We start from the raw sequence: 18850 nt of genomic DNA on the forward strand, positions 1-18850 counted from the left end.
CACGGACACGGCCATGCAACGCGTTGCCGCGGCATTGCTTTTGTCCTCGCTCCTTCCGCTTCCCGCGCTGGCCGGCCACATGCCGATGTCGTGCGCACTGGGCAGCGGGCGCGATGCCGTCGTGACGGTCTCGCGCAACCATCCCATCGCCGACACCGCCGTCTATCACCTGACACAGGGCCGCGCGGCACCGCGCCCGCTGTTCGATGGTGAGCCCGACGATTCGCGCGGTGCCGATGTGCGTGTGCAATGCGCAGGCAAGCGCCAGCGCGCGATGGTGGTGCAGGGCGAGTTCATGTCGGCCGGCTATCCGAAGGGACTGATCGTCCTTCATGAACCGCGCACGGGCCGCTTCGTGCAACTCGCCTTCGCCGAGCGCAATGCGCCCGGCTGGCTGTACCTCGGCCCCAAGGACCGCCTGCTGGTGTTCCCGCCCGGCGGACGGATCGAAACGCGCAAGCGCTACCTCGTCTATCGCTTCGCGGCCGGGCAGGAAAACACGGAAGAAGTGGTCGACGCGCTGCCCGATGCGCGCGGCTACGAGATGATCCGCCTTCAACGCTGATCCCAAGGAGCCCTTCGTGCTGCTCAAAGTCGGAGAACTCGCCAGATACACCGGCCTCACGGTGCGCGCGCTGCATCACTACGACGCCATCGGACTGCTCGCGCCCTCGGCACGTTCGGAGGCCGGCTACCGGCTCTACAACGCCGCCGACATCGGCCGCCTGCACGCCATCCAGGCGCTGCGGCTGCTGGGCCTGCCGCTGGCGGAAATCGGCGGGCTGCTCGGCGCTGAAAGCGGATCGCTGCCCGCGATCATCCAGCGCCAGATCGCATCGCTCGACCAGCAGATCGCCCAGGCCTCGGCGCTGCGCGAACGGCTCGCCTTGCTCGAAGAGCGGCTCGCCGAAGGTGCCCAGCCCGACATGAAGGACTGGCTCGCCACGCTGGAGCAGATGACCGCCTACGGCCGCTACTTCAGCCCCGCAGAGATCAAGTCGCTGATGGCCAACTGGAGCGCCGTGGCCAGCCAGTGGCCGCCGCTCATCGCCGACGTGGCCGCGCTGATGGCGCGTGGCGTGCCCTCCGATGCGCCCGAGGTGCAGCCGCTCGCCTACCGCTGGATGAACCTCATGGGCCAGTGGATGGACGGCAACTACGACCTCGTCACGCGCTGGGGCGAGATGTACCGGCGCGAGCCGGTGGCGCGGCGCGACGATGGGCCGCCGGCCGAACTGATCGACTACATCGGCGCGGCCATCGGCCTGCGCATGGCCGCGCTGCTGCGCCACCTGGACACCGAAGACTTCGCGCGCCTGGGCAAGCCGCCCGAAGACGAATGGCGCCGCCTCGGCGAAGAACTCGCTGCGCTTCAGGCCCGCAACGTGCCGCCCGGGGACGATGCAGTGCAAGCCATCGCGCTCGCCTGGGTGCGGCTCTTCGATGCCTTCACCGACCACGACCCGGCGCTGGCCGCGCGGCTGATGAAGGCCATGGCCACCGAGCCCGTGTTGCAGGCGGCCGCCGTGGTCGGCCCCGCGGTGCGCGACTACCTGCTGCAGGCCATCGCCATACGCCAACAAAAAAGTCCGGCGGCCGGCCCCGCCACCCCTTGACCCTGACGTTGCGTGAGGCCCAACAGTCGGCCTCCATGAACAACGCAAACACACCCCAACGGCTCCACGCGCTCGACAACCTGCGCGCCCTGATGATGTGGCTCGGCATCGTGCTGCACGTGGCCATCAACCACCTCACCCTCGCCGACTCGCCGCTGCCCTGGCGCGACCCGAAAACATCGCCGGTGGCCGATCTGCTGCTGATCTTCATCCACAGCTTTCGCATGCCGGTGTTCTTCGTGCTGGCCGGCTTCTTCGTTGCGCTGCTGGTCGAGCGGCGCGGCGCGAACGGCATGCTGAAGAACCGTGGCCTGCGGCTGGCGTTGCCCTTCGCGCTGTTCTGGCCGCCGCTGTTCGCGCTGACCACCGTGCTCGCGATGGTCTACATCCACCTGACGGCGCGCGGCGTGCCGGGCATCGACACCGCACTGACGCCCGCGCGCCAGCCGGGCGGCTCGCCCTTCAACACAATGCACCTGTGGTTCCTGTACCAACTGTTCTGGCTCAGCGTGGCGGCCAGGGCCGGCGTGCGGCTGCAGCGCTTCGTGCCGGCGCCATTGCGCGAGACCATCGCGCGCGGCTTCACCGGGCTGGCTTCGCGCCGCTGGGGTTTCGCGGTGCTCGCGCTGCCACTGGCTTTCGTCGGCTCGTTCTATCCGTCGGGCATCGTGGCGACCAGCAGCTCGTTCCTGCCGCCGCTTGCCGAGTGGGTGCAGAGCGGATTGTTCTTCGTGTTCGGCTGGTATCTGTACGCGCAACAAGATCGCCTGCTGGCGCTGTTCGCGGCGCGCTGCAAGGGCCATGCGCTGGCCGGGCTGGCGTTCTTCGCGGCGACCGTGGTGTTGCTCGGTGCGTCGAAGACCAGCGGCCCGCACCAACTGCCGCACCCCGCGTTCTGGATCGCCTTGGCCTACAACGCCTGCGCGTGGCTCTGGAGCCTGGCACTGATCGGCGGCTTCGTGCGCTACCTGCCGCGCCAGAACGCGGTGCTGGCGTACCTCTCGCAAAGCTCGTACTGGGTGTACCTGGTGCACATGCTGGGCACCGTCGGCTTCGGCATCCTGCTGTTCAACGCGCCCATCGGCGCACTGACGAAGATGGGCCTGAACATCGCGGCCACCTCGCTGGTGGCGCTGGCCAGCTACCAGTTGCTGGTGCGGCACACGCCCATCGGGCGGCTGCTGAACGGTCAGCGCAAAGAAGAAGAAAAGCGCTCGACCAGAAAATCGACGAAGGCGCGCGTCTTGGCCGCCAAGTGACGCGAGGGGTAAACCGCGTAGACCGGCGTCTTGTCGGCCTCCCAGTCGCCGAGCACCGCTTCGAGCCTCCCCTCGGCCAGCTCCTGCGCGACATAGATGCGCGGCACCAGGCTGAGCCCGAAGCCGGCCAGCAGCGCGTCGCGCACGGCGATGCTGGAGCTGACCTTGTAGCGCCCGTCGATGGCCACGGCCACGCTGCGGCCGGCACGGCTGAAGGTCCATTTGTTCGCGTGGCCCGACAGCGTGAACTGCACGCAGTTGTGGGCCTTCAGGTCTTCGGGCTGCACGGGTCGGCCGGCGGCAGCGAAGTACGCGGGCGCGCCGCACAGCACATGCGCCATGGTCATCAGCTCGCGCGCGACGAGGCTGGAGTCTTCGAGCCGGTCGCTGCCGCGAATCGCCAGGTCGTAGCCCTCGCCGATCAGGTCGGTGCGGCTGTCTTGCAGGTTCAGCTCCAGCCGCAGGTTCGGGTAGCGGTCCATGAAGGCCGGGATGTGCGGCGAGATGCAGGTCAGCGCAAAGGTCAGCGGCGCGCTCACGCGCAGCACGCCGCCGGGGCTGCTGCCCATGGGGGCTAGTGCGGCATCGGCTTCGGTGAGGTCGTCGAGGATGCGCGACAGCCGCTCGTGGTACGCGGCGCCCGCTTCGGTCAGGCTCATGCTGCGCGTGGTGCGGTTGATGAGCCGCACTTTCAGGTGCGCTTCCAGCTCCGCGATGTTCTTGCTGACGGCTGCCGCCGACAGCCCCATCTGCCGCGCAGCGCCGGCAAAGCTGCCGGTGCTCGCGGTGGTGCGGAAGACCTTGAGGGCGGTGAGATGGTCCACGCTTGATTCACGACTGAGGGTAAATGATCAATTCATTATTCAGTCATTCACAACCAAGGGTCAATTGACTAGATTTGACGGCACACACCGCCATTCAAAGAGAGAGCCAGCCATGACCCGCCGCGCCACCGACGTCCTCCTTACCGCGGCCGCGCCGGCCATCTGGGGCAGCACCTACATCGTCACCACCGAGCTGCTGCCGGCGAACTACCCGCTGACGGTGGCACTGCTGCGCGCGCTGCCGGCGGGGCTGCTGCTCCTGCTGATCGTGCGCAAGCTGCCCGAGCGGGCATGGTGGGGGCGCATCTTCATCCTGGGCGCGCTGAACTTCTCGATCCTGTGGGCGATGCTGTTCCTCGCGGCCTACCGGCTGCCGGGCGGTGTGGCGGCGACGATCACCTCGGTGCAGCCACTGCTCGTGGTGTTCCTGGCGAGTGTCTTCCTGGGCTCGCCGGTGCGTGCGCTGTCGGTGGCTGCGGCGGTGGTCGGCATTGGTGGCGTCGCGCTGCTGGTGCTGACGCCGAATGCCGCGCTCGACGCTGTCGGCATCGCCGCCGCGATTGCAGCCGCCGTGTCGATGACCTTCGGCACGGTGCTCAGCCGGCGCTGGCAGCCGCCAGTGTCGGCGCTGGTCTTCACCGCATGGCAACTGACCGCTGGCGGCCTGTTGCTGCTGCCGGTGGCATTGCTGCTGGAGCCGCCGCTGCCCGCACTCACCCTCAACAACTGGATCGGCTTTGCCTGGCTCGGGCTGGTCGGCGCTGCGCTGACCTACATCGTCTGGTTCCGTGGCGTGGCACGGCTGGAGCCCTCGGCCATCGCGCCGCTGGCCTTCCTGAGCCCGGTGACGGCGGTGATTCTTGGCTGGGCGCTGCTGGGGCAGAGCCTGTCGGTGCTGCAGGTCGTGGGCATCTTCATCGTGATCGCGAGCATCTGGCTCAGCCAGCAGGCGCAGCGTGGCGCCCAGCCGCTGGTGCGCGCAGCGCCTGCAACGCGCTGACTAAGCTAAGCGGGCTGCGGCGAAGTGGCGCGCTTGAGCAGGCTCAGGTAGCCGGGCTGCACTTCCATGCGCGCCGTCGCGCCCTGGCGCTGCAGCAGGCGGTGCGCCTTCGGCAAGGCCCAGCAGGGCAGGTTGGTGAACATGTGGTGCTCGCAGTGGTAGTTGACCCAGTAGGGCGCCACGAAGATGCGTTCGAGCCAGCCGGCGTGCGTGGTGCGCGCCTGGCGCAACGGATCGGCCTCGTTCTGTGCCACCAGCGCATGCTCGGCGATGTTGCGCACGCGGCTCACGAGCGGCAGCCATGTCGCCATCGGCAGCAGCCACATCAGCAGCCAGGCCCACCCGTAGCCGGCCAGCGCGAACGCCAGAAAGCCGAGGCCATTGGCGATGAGAAAGCGCCGGTCTTTCGCGATTTCCCTGCCGAACGCTTTCAGCGCGGACTCGCCCTGCGCACGCTTGCGAATGCCCTCGGCGATGTGGCCGAAGCGCTGCTTGTAGAAAGTCTGGCCGCTCAGGTCGCGCACGACCTTGCGCCACATCGATTCACGCGCGATCGGGAAGGGCGCCGACAGCACGAGGTCCGGGTCTTCGGTCTGCTGCACGAAGCGGTGGTGCTGCAGGTGGTACGGCCGGTAGTCGCGCAGCGTCGACGAGCACAGCCAGTACCCGACCCAGTCGTTGACCTTGCGGTTGCGGTGCAGGCCCGCGTGCGCGGCGTCGTGCATGAGGATGAACAGCCCCAGTTGCCGCGTGCCGACGATCGGCACCATCAGCGCAATGGTCCACGGCCACACGATGCCCATGAGCATCGCCGCGCCGATCACGGCCCAGCAATGCACCACCAGCCACAGCCCTTTCCATGACGAGCGCGTGGTGAGCGCCTGCCACTCTTCGGTGGAGAAGAAATCTTCCGGTTGAGCACGGGGTGCAGCGGCCATGCGGGCCAGTATGCGCCGCATGGGTGCGAGGGAACACGCGGAATTCCCCGAAGTCGGGGCGAGGCCCTTGGACCTACTTGTCGATGATCTTGCGGGCGAAGACTTCGAGGTAGTCCATGAGCCGGTTGGCACCCGCGATGGCCGCCGCCTCGTCGCCCGTCGCGATGCCCTGCGCCAGTTCGAGGTGCGCGTTGGCGCCCTCCACGATCTCGCCCTCGTGCTGGTAGGCGTACCAGAAGCGGCGGCACTGCACGATGAGCGGCACCACCGCCTTCACCGCCGAGTCGTTGTGGCTGGCCTGGTGGTTGACGAGGTCGAGCGCGCGGTCGGCCTTCATGTAGTCGTTGAGGTCGCCACGGCCCGCCGCTTCGACCATGGCCTCGGCGCAGCGCACGATGGCCGTGCGCTGCAGTGCAGTGGCGCGGCGCGCCGAACAGGCGGCAATCAGCAGTTCGAGCACGCGCCGGGTCTGGATCACGTCGAGGTGGTCGGCCAGGTCGATGGTCGACACCAGCAACCCACGGCGCGGCTGCTGCACGATGAGGCCGATCGACACCATGCGCATCAACGCCTCGCGCACCGGCGTGCGGCCCAGGCCCGTGCGCTCGGCGAGGTCGGCCTCGGCGATCTGGCTGCCGGGTTCGAGCTGCATGGTCGACAGCAGCGTCTCGATGGCGTCGTACGCAAGGTCGGCGGCGCGGCGCTTGGGCGGTGGGCGGGTGTCGGTCTTCTTCGGGGGGGCCATGGGTTTCTTCTGCGGCGGATGCCGCTGCTGCGGCGTCATTGTCGGGCCTCCTCATTGCCTGCCAGGCCGGCCAGCGTGGCGATGCGGACCGGCGACAGCGGCGGCCGCGGCGCGGGCGGCGTCCATCCGAAGAGGAACTGCGCGGCGTCGCCACACACACGGCCCTGGCAGGCGCCCATGCCGCAGCGGCGGTGCAGCTTGGCATCGGTCCAGCCGCTGCAATTCGAGAGTGCCGACAGCGGCACGTCTTCGCAGCGGCACACGAGCGTGTCGGGCTGCGGCATCTGCCGGATGTCGGGGGCCAGCGCGAAGCTGCGATGCAGCCGCGCGGCGAAGGCGTTCCATCGGGCGCGTTCGGCCTCGTGCGCTTTGGCGGCGCGCTCGTTGCCCACGGCGGCGTAGCCGGCGATGGTGCCCTGCGCCAGCGCGCGTTCGCTGCCTCCGAAGCCGGTGCATTCACCGGCTGCGTAGATGTCAGGGACGCTGGTGGCTTGCCGCGTATCGACCGTGATGGCCTGAACGCCGAAGCCCGCAGGCGTGAGCGCGCAGCCGAGCATCTGGCCCAACTGCGTGTTGGGTGTGAGGCCGAAGCCGCAGGCCACGCGAGCGCAGGCCATTTCAATCTCGCGGTCGCCCTGCCGAAGGCGCACCGATTCGACTTGCGTTGCGCCTTGTACCGAGACGATGCGCGATGAGGTGCGGTACTGCGGATCGGCCAGCGTCACCGCCTGCACGGCCTTGCCCGGCCAGCGCAGCAGGCTCGCGCCAAAACCCACGACCGATGCGAACGACGCCTGCTCGGCAATGCACAGCACCTTCGCCCCCGCCGCGCGCGCCGTGGCTGCGGCGGCCAGCAGCAAGGGTCCGCTGCCCGCGATGACGATGCGTTCGCCCTCGACCGGCATACCCGCCTTGATGAGCGCCTGCAGGCCGCCCGCGCCCGTCACGCCGGGCAGCGTCCAACCGGGAAAGGGCAGCAGCAACTCGCGCGCGCCGGTGCACAGGATGAGCTTCTTCCAATGCATGCGCGTGGCGCGCTCGGCATCTTCGAGCAGCAGTTCGTGGTGCGCCGACACGGCGACGATGCGGGTGCCACTGCACACACGAATGTTGGCGTGCCGTGCAAGCGCCTCGCGCAATTTGCGCGCCGCCGTGGGCAGCGTCGCACCGGGGCCGTCGCGCCAGATCTGGCCGCCAGGTGCGGGGTTGTCATCGATGACGACGATCGATGCGCCACTGGGCGCTGCCGCGACCGCTGCAGCCATGCCGGCCGGGCCCGCGCCGACGATCAGCAGGTCGCAGTGTTCCAGTGCCGCGACGCTCATTCCGCCGTCTCCACGCGCATGCCTTCGCCGCAGACGGTCTGGCAGGCGAGCCTGCGCCGGCCGTCGACCAGCACGCGGCATTCCTGGCACACGCCCATGCCGCAGAAGGGCGCGCGCGGCTGGCCGCTGACGGAGGTGCGCGCCACGCCCATGCCGCCTGCAATGCGCAGTGCAGCCGCGACCGAACTTCCGGTCTTCACGCGAACGAGGTTGCCATCGATGTGCAGCAAGGTGTGATCGCTCATGCCGTCTCCAGCAAGCCGCGCGGCGCGTAGGGCGCTGCGTCGAATTCGGGAACAGTGCCGGTCATCAGCGCCGCGAGCAGGTGCGCGCTGCCCGGCGCCGTGGTCACGCCCAGGCCTTCGTGCCCGACCGCCAGCCAGAGCCTGTCGCGCCACGGATGCTTGCCCAGCAGCGGCAGGCCATCGGGTGTGGCGGCGCGCATGCCGGTCCACGAACGCACGGCACTCAGATGGGCGAGCCCCGGCAGGTAATCGAGCGTGCGCTGGAGCATGCGCGCGAGCATCGGCGCCTCGACTGTGGGGTCGGTCGTGTCGAACTGGCGCGACGAGCCGACCAGCAACTGCCCCGTGGGGCGCGGCTGCACATTGAACGCGACCGAGTCGCCATCGCTGTGGTGCGCGCTGGTCACATAGCCCAGCTCGACCAGTTGGTGATGCACGGTGCCCGGATAGCGGTCGGTGATCAGCAGGTGCCCCTTCTTCGGGCGTATCGGCAGCTCGGGGCACAGCGTCGTCGCCTGGATGCCGTTGGCCAGCACGATCTGCAGCGCGGTGCGGCGGCTGCCGTCGTCAAGCCGCAGCGTGCCGTCGTCTTCGATGGCCTCGACCTTCGCCTGCTCGACACGGACTGCATCGCCGCCTTCATCGAGCAGCCAGCGTGCCGCGTTCGGTGCATAGAGGATGCCGTCGCCCGGCACTTCGAGCGCGCCTGACAGGCCACGGCGCAATGCAGGTTCAGCTTGCGCGAGCGCGACCGCGTCGCGCAGGCGGCTGTCGATGCCGTGCGCGCGCAGCCGTTGCTGCTTGCGTTCAGCCTCGGCCATTTCTTCGTCGTTCGCGGCGATCCAGAGCGTGCCGCAGGGGCTGTACGCGCAGTCCTCGCGCATGCGCGGCGCAAGGGCGCGCCAGCGCGCAATCGAATCGCGGCTCAGTGCGAGTTCAGCCGGGTTGTCGTCCATCACCACGAGATGGCCCATGCCGGCGCCCGTCGCACCGCCGATGCGGGCATCAAGCACCAGCACCCGGCGGCCGGCTTGTGCCAGCGCGTGGGCGCACGCGGCACCGACGATGCCGGCGCCGATGACGATGACATCCGCGTCCATGCCGCCCGGCACTAGAGCCGAATGCCCCAGCCGAAAGGATCTTCGTCGTCGATCAGCAGCGTGGCTTCGGCGCTGATGTGTGCGCGGCCGCGCAGCGTGGGAATGACCTTGTCGCCGTCCATCGCGTAGCTGGCCTCGAAACGGCTGCCGATCACGCTGGCCTGCGTCCACACGGCCCCCGGCGCGAGCTTGCCGTCGGCCGCGAGGCAGGCAATCTTGGCGCTGGTGCCGGTGCCGCAGGGTGAGCGGTCGTAGGCGTTGCCGGGGCACAGCACGAAGTTGCGGCTGTCCGCGCCTTCATCGCCATCGTTGGCGAAGAGTTCGATGTGGTCCACCTCCGCGCCGTCCGCGCCGGTGATGCCCTGCGCGGCCAATGCCTTGCGCAGCGCCGCGGTGTAGTCGGTCAGCGCGGCGAGGTTGTCGCTCGCCACGCGCTGGCCGTGTTCGCTCACCAGGAAGAACCAGTTGCCGCCCCAGGCCACGTCGCCGCGCACGGTGCCGTGGCCGGGCAGTTCGACCGCCACCTGGTGCAGGTGCCGATAGGCCGGCACGTTGCGCACGCTCACCGAGCCATCGGCATGCAGCGTGGTCGTGACCATGCCCACGGGCGTTTCGATGCGGTGCTCGCCCACGCCGATGCGCCCCATGTGCGCGAGGCTCGCGACCAGCCCGATGGTGCCGTGGCCGCACATGCCCAGATACCCGGCGTTGTTGAAGAAGATGACGCCGGCCGCCGCGTCTTTGGATACGGGCTCGCACAGCAGCGCACCCACCACCACGTCGCTGCCGCGCGGCTCCAGCACGGTGGCCGCGCGCCATTTGTCGTGCTGGTCGGCCAGCAGCGCGCGGCGCTCGGCCATGCTGCCGCCACCCAGATCGGGAAAGCCGCCGATGACCAGGCGCGTGGGCTCGCCGCCCGTGTGCGAGTCGATGATCTGGATGCGGTGCATGTCTTCGGACTCAGTAGCTGGCCAGGGGAACCGGGGCTGCGTTCTTGAAGGTGAACACCGTGATCGGTGCCTGCTTCATGTTGCCCTTGTCGTCGTAGGCGTAGGTGGCGGCCACGCCCTTGTAGGTGGTCTTGTAGAGCTCGGCGCCCACCTTGTCGGGGTCGATGGAGTTGGCCTTCTGCATCGACTGGCCGATGAACATGACCTGGTCGTAGTACGAAGCGGCGTAGGCGTCGGCATCGACGTTGAAGCGCTGCTTGAACTTGGCCTTGAAGGCCGGGCCGCTTTGCGCCTTCTCGAGGATGGAGCCGCCCTGTGCGCAGAACACCAGGTCGTTGACCGCATCGCCGCCGAGCTTGCCGGTGGCGGGGCTGCAGACGGTGTCGCCGCCCAGCAGCTTGCCGGGTACCGCGAGCTGCTTCATCTGGCGCGCCATCGGTGCGGCCTGCGGCGCGTAGCCGCCGAAGAAGATGGCCTCGGGCGCCTTGGCCTTCATGTTGGTCAGGATGGCGGTGAAGTCGACCGCCTTGTCGGTGGTGAATTCCTGCCCGACGATCGTCAGGCCCTGCGTCTTCGCTTCCTTGGTGAACTCTTCCGCCAGGCCCTGGCCGAAGGCGGTGCGGTCGTCGATCACGCCGACCTTCTTGACCTTGAGCACCTTGGCCGCATAGACCGCCATGGCGCCACCGATCTGGTTGTCGCTGGCGATGATGCGGTACAGGTTCTTGTAGCCGCCCTGCGTGACCTTGGGGTTGGTGCCCACGGTCGACAGCAGCACGCCGCCCTCGCTGTACAGGCGCGAGGCCGGAATGGCCACGCCCGAGCAGTACGGGCCCATGACGTACTTCACGCCGTCGTCCACGAATTTCTGCGCCACGCTCACGCCGGTCTTGGCATCGCACTGGTCGTCTTCGGAGACCAGCTCGAACTTCAGCGTCTTGCCGCCGACGCTGATCTTCTTGGCGTTGAGTTCTTCGACGGCCAGGCGCACGCCGTTTTCATTGTCCTTGCCCGCGAAGGCATTGGGGCCCGACAGCGGGCCGCTGTGACCGATCTTGACCACCTGCTCCTGCGCGTACGCCTGGCCTGCAACGGCGAGGGCCACGAGGCTTAGAAACGGAACCATGTGTGCTTTTGTCTTCATGCTTCTTCCTAGGTTAGGGACGATGAAAAGGGCTTTTGTTGTAAGCGATTACATGACCGACTGGTACTGGGCAGGACGCGTAGCCAGCGCCTTCTTGACCACCGCTTCGATGAAGGCGCGTTCCTCGCCGATCAGCGGCAGGCGCGGGCGGCGCATGTGCTCGGAGCCCACGCCCACCAGCAGGTCGATGAGCTTGAGGTTCTGCACCAGCTTGGTCGACACGTCCAGGTGCAGCATCGGCGTCATCCACTGGTACAGCTTGAGCGCTTGTGCAAACTCGCCGGCCTTCATCAGGTCGTACAGCGCCACGGTCTCGCGCGGGAAGGCACAACCGACACCGGCCAACAGACCATCGCAGCCCAGCGCCAGGCCTTCGTAGGCCAGGTCGTCCACGCCCAGGAAGAGCTGGTAGCGGTCGCCCACGGTGTTGCGCAGGTCGGTGATGCGGCGGATGTTGTCGGTGCTCTCCTTGATTGCCGCGATCCATTCGCAGTCGGCCAGCTCGACCATGTGCTCGGGCTTGAGGTCGACACGGTAGGCCACCGGGTTGTTGTAGACCATGATGGGTTTTTGCGCGGCATTGGCGATGGTGCGCACGTTGAGCATGGCTTCGCGCGCATCGGCCACATAGATCACCGAGGGCATCACCATGAAGCCGGCCACGCCCAGCTTGTTGGCGCCGTCCACGTAGCGCAGCGCCTCGCGCGTGCTGGTCTCCGACACGTTGGCCAGCACCGGGATGCGGCCGGCGGCAGCCTCCAGCGCGATCTTGGCGACCTGCAGCTTTTCTTCCAGCGTCAGCGTGCTGGCTTCGCCCAGCGAGCCGCAGGTGACCAGGCCGTGGATGCCATTGCGGATCTGGAAGTCGATGTGGCGGGCAGTGCCCTCGGCATCGATGCTTTCGTCGGCGTGGAACTTGGTGGTGATGGCGGGAAAGATGCCTTGCCAGCGGGGATTGCTCACGGTGTCGCTCCTGTGGAATGTGCGGCGGGAAAACGTCGCGATCTAAATATATTAATAATATATCCAATGGATATCCGTAGGGCAAGCGCGCTTCCAGACGCTTGGTTTGTGTGATACCGGGGCTAACGACGGGCGCGGGCGATCCCCTCGCCGCGCTCCCGTTTCATTTCTTCCAGAACTGCCAGCGCTTCGCAGGCTTTCCGGGCAGCGCGATGCCCTCGGCGCGGGTCGAAAGAAACTGCAGATACTTCGGGTCTTCGTCGGCCAGCAGCTCGGGGCCGCCGCCCATGCAGGCGCGCATCAACTCATCTGCCGCGCGGTCCAGGTTGCCCAGCTCGAACTGGCACTGGCCCAGCCGAAGGTGCAGGAAGGGGTTGCCGATCGCGTCCGGGAAATGCATGGCGTTCGAGAGGTTGTCGCGGCCGGCCTCGAAATCACCGGACAGGAAATTGGCATCGCCGATGGCGGCCAATGTCCAGGTGCCGGCCTCCCAGTCGGTCTTCGGTTCGGGCAGCAGGTCGAAGGCCGCCCAGTACAGCGGGGAGGCCGCGGCAAACTGCCCGGCCTCCGCCTGCGCGTCGCCTTGCGCGCACAGCCGCTTGATCTCTTCGTGAATGTCGTCGGACAGTTCCGCCATCGGTTGCGTCTCCTTCATGTTCACTTGCGGCCGTCCGCAGGCCGCAGCACCCCTCCCTTGAGCGTGACCGGTTTGCCGACGGGAGGTGCCGTCTTGGTTTCGACCGTGCGCAGCGTGCCATTCTGCATACGCACGCTCACCTGGTAGACCGTCACCGTGCGCACATGCTTCTCGATGGCATTGCCCGCGAAGCCGCCGCCGACCGCGCCCAGCACGGTTGTCGCGGCGCGTCCGCCGCCGTGGCCGAACTGGTTGCCGACCAGCCCGCCCACCACGCCGCCGGCCACCGCACCAACGCCCGTGGTCCGCTGCTCCCGTTGCACTGGCCGCACCGATTCGACATGGCCGCAGACCGCGCAAGGCGGCGGTGCCGGCCGGGCTGCGACCATCGGCGCGTTCGCACCCGGCGCCGGGCCGGGCTGGATGGCTTGCATCGGAGCCGGCTCAGGTGCCCTGGCAGGCGCCGGCATCGGCGCGGCAGCCATTGCCGGCGGCGCTACGCCCGCGCCCGTGGGCGGCGCAACAGGCGCCATGGGCATGGCTTGCGGCTTGAAATCGTCCGGCGCCTGGGGCGATGCGGCAGCCAGCACCGCCGGCGGTGGTGCGCCGGCGGCGCTGGTGTCGGTGCCCTGCTTGTGCAGCAGCACGCCACCGAGCGCCACCACGGCCGCGGCCAGCAGGCCGATCACGGCCCACAGCGCCTTGGGCGACTTGCTCGCTTGCTGCCCCGGCGGGGGATTGAGCGGTGTCGTCGAGTCCATGAAAAAGTCCCTTTCTGTCCGAGGCTGGATGCATCGGAACCCATCAGGGAGCATGGCCGAGGCCGGCGCGTTGTCAATCCGCCGGCGTCCTACACAGCCTGCCGGCCGTCACACCATGTCAGTCGATCTTCGCGCCCGACGCCTTCACCACCGCGCCCATCGCGTCCCAGTCGGCGCGCAGCAGTTTCTGGAATTCTTCCGGGCTCTGGCTGCGCGGCTCCACGCCCAGGCGCTTGAAGCGCTCCTGGATCGCCGGGTCGGCCAGCACCTTGTTGGCCGCGATGTTGATGCGCTCGACCTCGGCCTTGGGCGTGCCGGCCGGCGCGAGCAAACCGATCCACGAATCGAAGGCGTAGCCCGGCAGGCCGCTTTCGGCCACGGTCGGCAGCTTCGGCAGGAAGGGGCTGCGCGACTGGCCGGTAGAGGCCAGCAGCTTCACGCGTGCATCGTCCTGGAAGCCGATGACACCGATGCTCGACGAGATCACGGCCTGCACGCGGCCCGCGAGCACTTCGTTGACGGCCTCGCCGGTCGATTTGGTGGGGATGTGCGTCATCTGCAGGCCCGCCTTGGCAAGAAAGGACGCCATCGCGAGGTGCGTGGCGCTGCCGTTGCCGGCCGAGGCGTAGTTGTACTTGCCGGGGTGGGCCTTGACCTCCTTGATGAAGTCGGCCGTGTTCGACACGTTGAGCCCGCTCGTCACCGCCAGCACGTAGCCCGCGTTGCCGACGTTGGCCACGCCCACGAAGTCCTTCAGCGGGTCGTAGCTGAGCTTGTTGTAGAGAAAGCCCGCGATGCTGTGGCTGGCCGCTGCGAGGAGCAGCGTGTTGCCGTCGCCCGGCGCGCGCGCCACGATGGCCGCGCCAACGGTGCCGCCCGCACCCGCGCGGTTCTCGACGATGGCGCTGGCATTGAGCGCCGTGCCCAGTTCGTTGTTGAAGGCGCGCGCCACCGTGTCCTGCACCGCGCCCGTGCCGAAGGGCACGACGATGTGCAGCACGCGCTGCTGCGCATGGGCTGGTGCGAAGGCACAGAGCGCGGCAGCGGTTGCGAGCGCGCAGAGAGAACGTCGGGAGAACAGGGTCGAAGGCATCGCGAGGGCCGCTTTCTTTTTCATCATCAACAGAGAAGGAATTTCAGGTGCCCGACGGCAGCCAGCGCTGCGCCAGCTTCACGAAGTAGCTGGCACCGATCGGGATGATCTCGTCGTTGAAGTCGAACGAGGTGTTGTGGATGATGCAAGGGCCGGGCCCGTGGCCACCGAGCCGGTGGTCGCCGTCGCCATTGCCCAGGAAGGCATAGCAGCCGGGCCGCGCGAGCAGCATGTGGGCGAAGTCTTCGGCGCCCATCACGGCAGGGAAGTCGTCGGTGACCATGTCGTCGCCCACCACCTCGCGCATCACGCCCGCCGCGAAGCGCGCCTCCGCCGGGTGGTTGACCGTGGGCGGCGACGAGCGATTGAAGAACACCTCGGCCGTGCAGCCGTGCGCCGCCGCCACGCCCGCGGCCACTTCGCGCAGGCGGGCCTCGATCTTGTCGATGGCTTCGATGGAGAAAGTGCGGATCGTGCCGCCCACGGTGGCCACATCGGGAATCACGTTGGGCGCATCGGAGCCCTGCAACTGCGTGACAGCGAGCAGTGCGCGCTCGGTGCTCGGGATGGTGCGCGGCACGATGGTCTGCAACTGCTGCGCCAGCGTGACCACCGCCGCCACCGGGTCGATGCCGGTGTGCGGCATCGAGGCGTGCGTGCCGCGACCGCGCACCGTGATCTTGTAGGTGTTGCTCGACGCCATCAGCGCGCCTTCGTTGAGCGCGAAACGGCCGACGTCGCCGACCGGGAAGTTGTGCAGCGCGAAGACCGCGTCGCAGGGGAAGCGCTCGAACAGGCCGTCCTGGATCATCTTCTTGGCGCCGGCCTTGCCCATCTCCTCGGCCGGCTGGAAGATGAAGTGCACCGTGCCGTCGAAATCGTCTGGCCCTTGCTGCGACAGGTGCCACGCGGCAGCCAGCAGCATCGTCGTGTGGCCGTCATGCCCGCAGGCGTGCATGCGGCCGGCGTGGGTGGACTTGTGGGCGAACTCGTTGGCCTCGTGCAGCGGCAGCGCGTCCATGTCCGCGCGCAGGCCGATGGTGCGCGTGCCCGTGCCCTTGCGCAGCACGCCCACCAGCCCCGTGCCGGCGATGCCGCGGTGCACCTCGATGCCCCATTTGGCGAGCAGGCCTGCGACTTTTTCGGAGGTGCGGTGTTCCTCGAAACCGAGTTCGGGGTGCGCGTGGATGTCGCGCCGGATGTCGACGAAGCGGGTGGCGTTGGCGGCGAAGGAGTCGACGATGTTCATGGTGGGTGGGAGCTGCAGCGGAGTCGTTCGAAGCGAACGATTCTGGCGCAGCCGCCCACCGGGCGCATGCTGATTTACGCGCGTCGGCTCAAGCGAGCCGCCCTTCCTGCCGCAGCTTCGCCCCGACGCGCCGGATCTCGGCCTCGCCCTGGTCCAGAGTCGCCCGGCTCGTGTGCACCGAGTAGTGGCCCATCACCAGGTCGTGCGGATGCTTCACCGCCGAGCCCAGCACGAAGGACGTGTCGCCATGCGCCACGAAGTCCAGGGCCGTGTCGGATTCCTCGAACACTGCCAGTTCGCCGGCATCGACCGGGCCACCCGCGCTGTGGCCCGCGCCGAGCCGGCCCGCGTTGACCGCGACCCAGCCCACCGTGTGGCCAGCGGGCGGCGTGTAGCGCCAGTGTTCGCCGTCTTTCAACTGCACGGCCAGGTAGTTCATCGGGGACGGTGCCGGAATGGCGCTTTGCGCCGCGCCATAGCGTCCGAGCAGCACACGCGCGGGCCCTTCCTGCGGCACCTGCGAGGGCGCAAGGTAGATGCTCTGGGCCGGCGCGTTTTCTTCCGAGGCCGGCAAGGCCACCCAGAGCTGGAAGCCCTGCACGCGCTTGACGCCCGGCGCGGGCGCACCGGTGTGCCACACGCCGTTGCCGGCGCGCATCCACTCGACGCCGCCACCCAGCAGCACGCCTTGTTCGCCGGTCGTGTCTTCGTAGAGCGTGTCGCCCTCGATCAGCCAGGTCAACGTGGCAATGCCCGAATGCGGATGCAGGCCGAAGCCCTTGTGGCCACCTTCGGTGTTGAAGCCGAACAGGTCGAGGAACACGAAGGGCTTGAGGAATTCGCCCAGGTCGCCCGGGCTCACGAGCCGCGTGATCGCCCCGTGCTTCGAGCCGCGCGTGCGGTAGACGATGGCGCGGGTTTCGGTGGCTGCGGCGCTGGCGAGTGCAGTCGCGGTCGTCATGCGGTGTCCCTCGCGGTCTTCAGCGCCTTGGCCCACCACGCCATGTCGTCCAGCATGCCCTTGGCGGCCTGCCCCAGGTGCGGGAAGTCTTCAAAGGTCTTGCCCTGCTGCCAGATGCCCAGGAACTCGACCATGCCGATGTGCACGGCATTGCGCACCGGCGCCATCTGCATCTCGACCGCGATCAGCCGCAGTTGCTCGATGGCACGCGCCGCACCCACGCCGCCGTAGCCCACGAAACCGATCGGCTTGCGGATGAATTCCTTGTAGGCCCAGTCGATCGCGTTCTTCAGCACCGCGCTGGGGCCGTGGTTGTATTCGGGCGTGACGACGACGAGGCCGTCGAAGGTGGCCAGTTTGGCCTGCCAGCGCTGCGCGGCCTCGTTCTTCACCGGGCCCCAGGCGGGCGCGCCGGCCTCGTTGAAGAAGGGCAGCGGATGGTCGCGCAGGTCGACCAGCTCGAAGGCGAGGTCGGTGCGCTGCTTGGCGATCTCGTGGATCCACTGCGCGGGCTTCTCGCCGAAGCGGCCTTCGCGGGTCGAGCCGAGGATGATGCCGATGCGGGGTTGTTGTTGGGTCATGGGGACGCTCCTGGTTTGAAGGGGGTAGGGAAGAAGGCTCAGGCAGTCGCGGCAGCCGACGACGGCACGGGCCGCAGGCGCCAGGCGACAAAAGCCGACAGCAGCGCGAGCACGACGGCCGGCGCGGGGTTGCCGCCGATCAGCACGAGGTGCGTGGCGACGGCGCAGACCATCGTTGCGGCCAGCAGCAGGCCGCCGAAAAAGCCGGTTGCGGGCACAAGCAGCAGCACCGCGCCGCCGACCTCGACGAGGCCCGTCACGTAGCGGAACCATTGGCCGAAGCCGATGGCATCGAACACCTGGACCATCTGCGGCACGCCGGCCAGCTTGGATACGCCGGCGGCGGCGAAGGCCAGCGCAAGAAGGATGCGAACGCCCCAGACGATGCGGCGCTGGGTGGGAGAAGTGGGGAGTGGGGAAGTCATGGGCAGAAGGTTAGGCATGCACCCACTGATCGACTAGACGGTAGAGTCGGATTGCACTCGTCCAAAATTTGAAGGAATCAACCCGCCATGCTCGACCTCAACGACATCGCCGTGTTCGTGCAGGTAGTGCGCCACGGCAGCTTTGCCGAGGCCGGCCGGCGGCTGGGCCTGCCGCCCAACACCGTGAGCCGGCGCATCCAGCAGCTCGAAGCGCAACTGGGCACCCGGTTGATGCAGCGCTCGACACGCAAGCTGACGCTGACGAGCGCGGGGCAGGAATTTCACGACCGGTGCGCGGCAGCAGTCGACGGGCTGGTGGCGGCCGGGCAGGAACTGGCAGCGGGCGGGCAGGCGCCGAGCGGGCTCGTGCGGGTGGCGGCACCGGCGGATTTCTTCGATTTCTTCCCGATGGAGTGGGTCGCGGATTTCCTTGCGGCCCATCCGCTGGTCAGGCTCGACTTCGTGCTCAGCGACGCACCCGCCGACCTGATCGCGGAGCGGATCGACGTGGCGTTCCGTGGCGGCGTGCTGCGCGATTCGGGCTATATCGGCCGGCGGCTGGCCACGCGCAGCGGCGGCTTGCTGGCAAGCCCCGCCTACATCGCGCGGCGCGGCCAGCCCGCGAGCCTGCAGGACCTGGTGAACCACGACTGCGTGACCCCGCCGCACCCCACCGGCCACACCACCTGGCGACTCGCCGGCCCCGATGGGGAGGAAGAAGAAGTGCAGGTGACAGGCCGTTTCACCGGCAACACCGCGCAGGCGCTGCGCAAGGCGGCGCTGGCCGGGCTGGGCATCACGCAACTGCCGCCGTCAATGGCCACACGCGACGCGCAGGAAGGCCGGCTGGTGCCGGTGCTGCCGCAGTACCAGTACACGGGCCGGGGCTTGAGCGTGGTCTACCCGAGCCGCAAGCACCTGCCGCTGGCGGTGTCGACCTTCATCGACATGGTGATCGGCAAGCTGGGCCAGATGGACGTGCTGCAGGAGCCTGCACCGCCGGGGAAAGCCTAGCCGCCTGCGCTCTTTCGTTT

Annotated in this window: 21 protein-coding genes; 5 read left to right on the forward strand and 16 right to left on the reverse strand. The window is 68.3% G+C overall.

Annotated elements, in window-relative coordinates; all coding sequences use genetic code 11:
- Window positions 1–13: 13 nt before the first annotated feature.
- The 3 genes from H7F35_RS11230 to H7F35_RS11240 are packed head-to-tail and all read left to right on the forward strand — an operon-like array spanning window position 14 to window position 2875.
- Window positions 14–565 (forward strand): hypothetical protein, encoded by a 552-nt coding sequence (locus H7F35_RS11230; protein ID WP_187112934.1) that lies wholly within the window; start codon window positions 14–16, stop codon window positions 563–565.
- Window positions 566–581: 16 nt separating this feature from the next.
- On the forward strand, window positions 582–1616 hold the full coding sequence (locus H7F35_RS11235; protein ID WP_187112935.1) for a MerR family transcriptional regulator: 1035 nt from the start codon (window positions 582–584) through the stop codon (window positions 1614–1616).
- Between the two features lie 35 nt (window positions 1617–1651).
- On the forward strand, window positions 1652–2875 hold the full coding sequence (locus H7F35_RS11240) for an acyltransferase family protein (RefSeq protein WP_187112936.1): 1224 nt from the start codon (window positions 1652–1654) through the stop codon (window positions 2873–2875).
- Here H7F35_RS11240 and H7F35_RS11245 read toward each other — a convergent pair.
- Window positions 2806–3699, reverse strand: coding sequence for a LysR family transcriptional regulator (locus tag H7F35_RS11245; protein WP_187112937.1), 894 nt, complete (start codon window positions 3697–3699; stop codon window positions 2806–2808). The two genes, H7F35_RS11240 and H7F35_RS11245, sit on opposite strands and share 70 nt — an antisense overlap.
- 112 nt (window positions 3700–3811) lie before the next feature.
- Between H7F35_RS11245 and H7F35_RS11250 the strand changes: the two genes are divergently transcribed.
- A complete protein-coding gene (locus H7F35_RS11250) occupies window positions 3812–4699 on the forward strand; it encodes an EamA family transporter (RefSeq protein ID WP_187112938.1) in 888 nt (295 codons plus the stop codon).
- A gap of 5 nt (window positions 4700–4704) precedes the next feature.
- On the opposite strand, the gene H7F35_RS11255 is transcribed toward H7F35_RS11250, so the two are convergent.
- From H7F35_RS11255 to H7F35_RS11325, 15 genes are all read right to left on the reverse strand, one after another.
- Entirely contained in the window at window positions 4705–5637 is a 933-nt protein-coding gene (locus H7F35_RS11255; protein ID WP_187112939.1) for a fatty acid desaturase family protein, read from the reverse strand.
- A 73-nt stretch (window positions 5638–5710) separates the two neighbouring features.
- Window positions 5711–6382, reverse strand: a complete 672-nt coding sequence (locus H7F35_RS11260) for a GntR family transcriptional regulator (protein ID WP_261803601.1) — start codon at window positions 6380–6382, stop codon at window positions 5711–5713.
- 35 nt (window positions 6383–6417) lie between these two features.
- Window positions 6418–7707 (reverse strand): FAD/NAD(P)-binding oxidoreductase, encoded by a 1290-nt coding sequence (locus H7F35_RS11265; protein ID WP_187112941.1) that lies wholly within the window; start codon window positions 7705–7707, stop codon window positions 6418–6420.
- Window positions 7704–7952, reverse strand: a complete 249-nt coding sequence (locus tag H7F35_RS11270) for a (2Fe-2S)-binding protein (protein ID WP_187112942.1) — start codon at window positions 7950–7952, stop codon at window positions 7704–7706. The genes H7F35_RS11265 and H7F35_RS11270 overlap by 4 nt, the downstream gene beginning before the upstream one ends.
- Complete coding sequence (locus H7F35_RS11275) at window positions 7949–9052, reverse strand: NAD(P)/FAD-dependent oxidoreductase (RefSeq protein WP_187112943.1); 1104 nt, start codon at window positions 9050–9052, stop codon at window positions 7949–7951. Before H7F35_RS11275 ends, H7F35_RS11270 begins: the two co-directional genes overlap by 4 nt.
- Window positions 9053–9063: 11 nt before the next feature.
- Window positions 9064–10002, reverse strand: coding sequence for a 4-hydroxyproline epimerase (locus H7F35_RS11280; protein ID WP_187112944.1), 939 nt, complete (start codon window positions 10000–10002; stop codon window positions 9064–9066).
- A 10-nt stretch (window positions 10003–10012) separates the two neighbouring features.
- Complete coding sequence (locus H7F35_RS11285; RefSeq protein ID WP_187112945.1) at window positions 10013–11146, reverse strand: branched-chain amino acid ABC transporter substrate-binding protein; 1134 nt, start codon at window positions 11144–11146, stop codon at window positions 10013–10015.
- A 48-nt stretch (window positions 11147–11194) separates the two neighbouring features.
- Window positions 11195–12109: a dihydrodipicolinate synthase family protein gene (locus H7F35_RS11290; protein ID WP_187112946.1), complete on the reverse strand. Its 915-nt coding sequence runs from the start codon at window positions 12107–12109 to the stop codon at window positions 11195–11197.
- A gap of 163 nt (window positions 12110–12272) precedes the next feature.
- On the reverse strand, window positions 12273–12746 hold the full coding sequence (locus H7F35_RS11295; RefSeq protein WP_187112947.1) for a tetratricopeptide repeat protein: 474 nt from the start codon (window positions 12744–12746) through the stop codon (window positions 12273–12275).
- A gap of 20 nt (window positions 12747–12766) precedes the next feature.
- The gene (locus H7F35_RS11300; RefSeq protein ID WP_187112948.1) at window positions 12767–13507 is read right to left on the reverse strand and encodes a glycine zipper 2TM domain-containing protein; all 741 of its coding nucleotides are present in this window, start codon (window positions 13505–13507) and stop codon (window positions 12767–12769) included.
- A 118-nt stretch (window positions 13508–13625) separates the two neighbouring features.
- Window positions 13626–14600 carry a tripartite tricarboxylate transporter substrate-binding protein gene (locus H7F35_RS11305; RefSeq protein WP_261803602.1) on the reverse strand — a complete coding sequence of 325 codons (975 nt, stop codon included), beginning with the start codon at window positions 14598–14600 and terminating at the stop codon, window positions 13626–13628.
- A gap of 43 nt (window positions 14601–14643) precedes the next feature.
- Window positions 14644–15849, reverse strand: a complete 1206-nt coding sequence (locus tag H7F35_RS11310; protein WP_187112950.1) for a M20 aminoacylase family protein — start codon at window positions 15847–15849, stop codon at window positions 14644–14646.
- Between the two features lie 88 nt (window positions 15850–15937).
- Window positions 15938–16810 (reverse strand): pirin family protein, encoded by an 873-nt coding sequence (locus H7F35_RS11315; protein ID WP_187112951.1) that lies wholly within the window; start codon window positions 16808–16810, stop codon window positions 15938–15940.
- Window positions 16807–17391, reverse strand: coding sequence for an NADPH-dependent FMN reductase (locus H7F35_RS11320; RefSeq protein ID WP_187112952.1), 585 nt, complete (start codon window positions 17389–17391; stop codon window positions 16807–16809). Before H7F35_RS11320 ends, H7F35_RS11315 begins: the two co-directional genes overlap by 4 nt.
- A 38-nt stretch (window positions 17392–17429) precedes the next feature.
- On the reverse strand, window positions 17430–17816 hold the full coding sequence (locus H7F35_RS11325) for a DoxX family protein (RefSeq protein WP_187112953.1): 387 nt from the start codon (window positions 17814–17816) through the stop codon (window positions 17430–17432).
- 87 nt (window positions 17817–17903) lie between these two features.
- Here H7F35_RS11325 and H7F35_RS11330 point away from each other — a divergent pair, with 87 nt between their 5' ends.
- Complete coding sequence (locus H7F35_RS11330) at window positions 17904–18830, forward strand: LysR family transcriptional regulator (protein ID WP_187112954.1); 927 nt, start codon at window positions 17904–17906, stop codon at window positions 18828–18830.
- Window positions 18831–18850: the final 20 nt, after the last annotated feature.

Origin of the sequence: Variovorax sp. PAMC26660 (genome assembly GCF_014302995.1) — a bacterium.
GTDB lineage: Bacteria > Pseudomonadota > Gammaproteobacteria > Burkholderiales > Burkholderiaceae_C > Variovorax.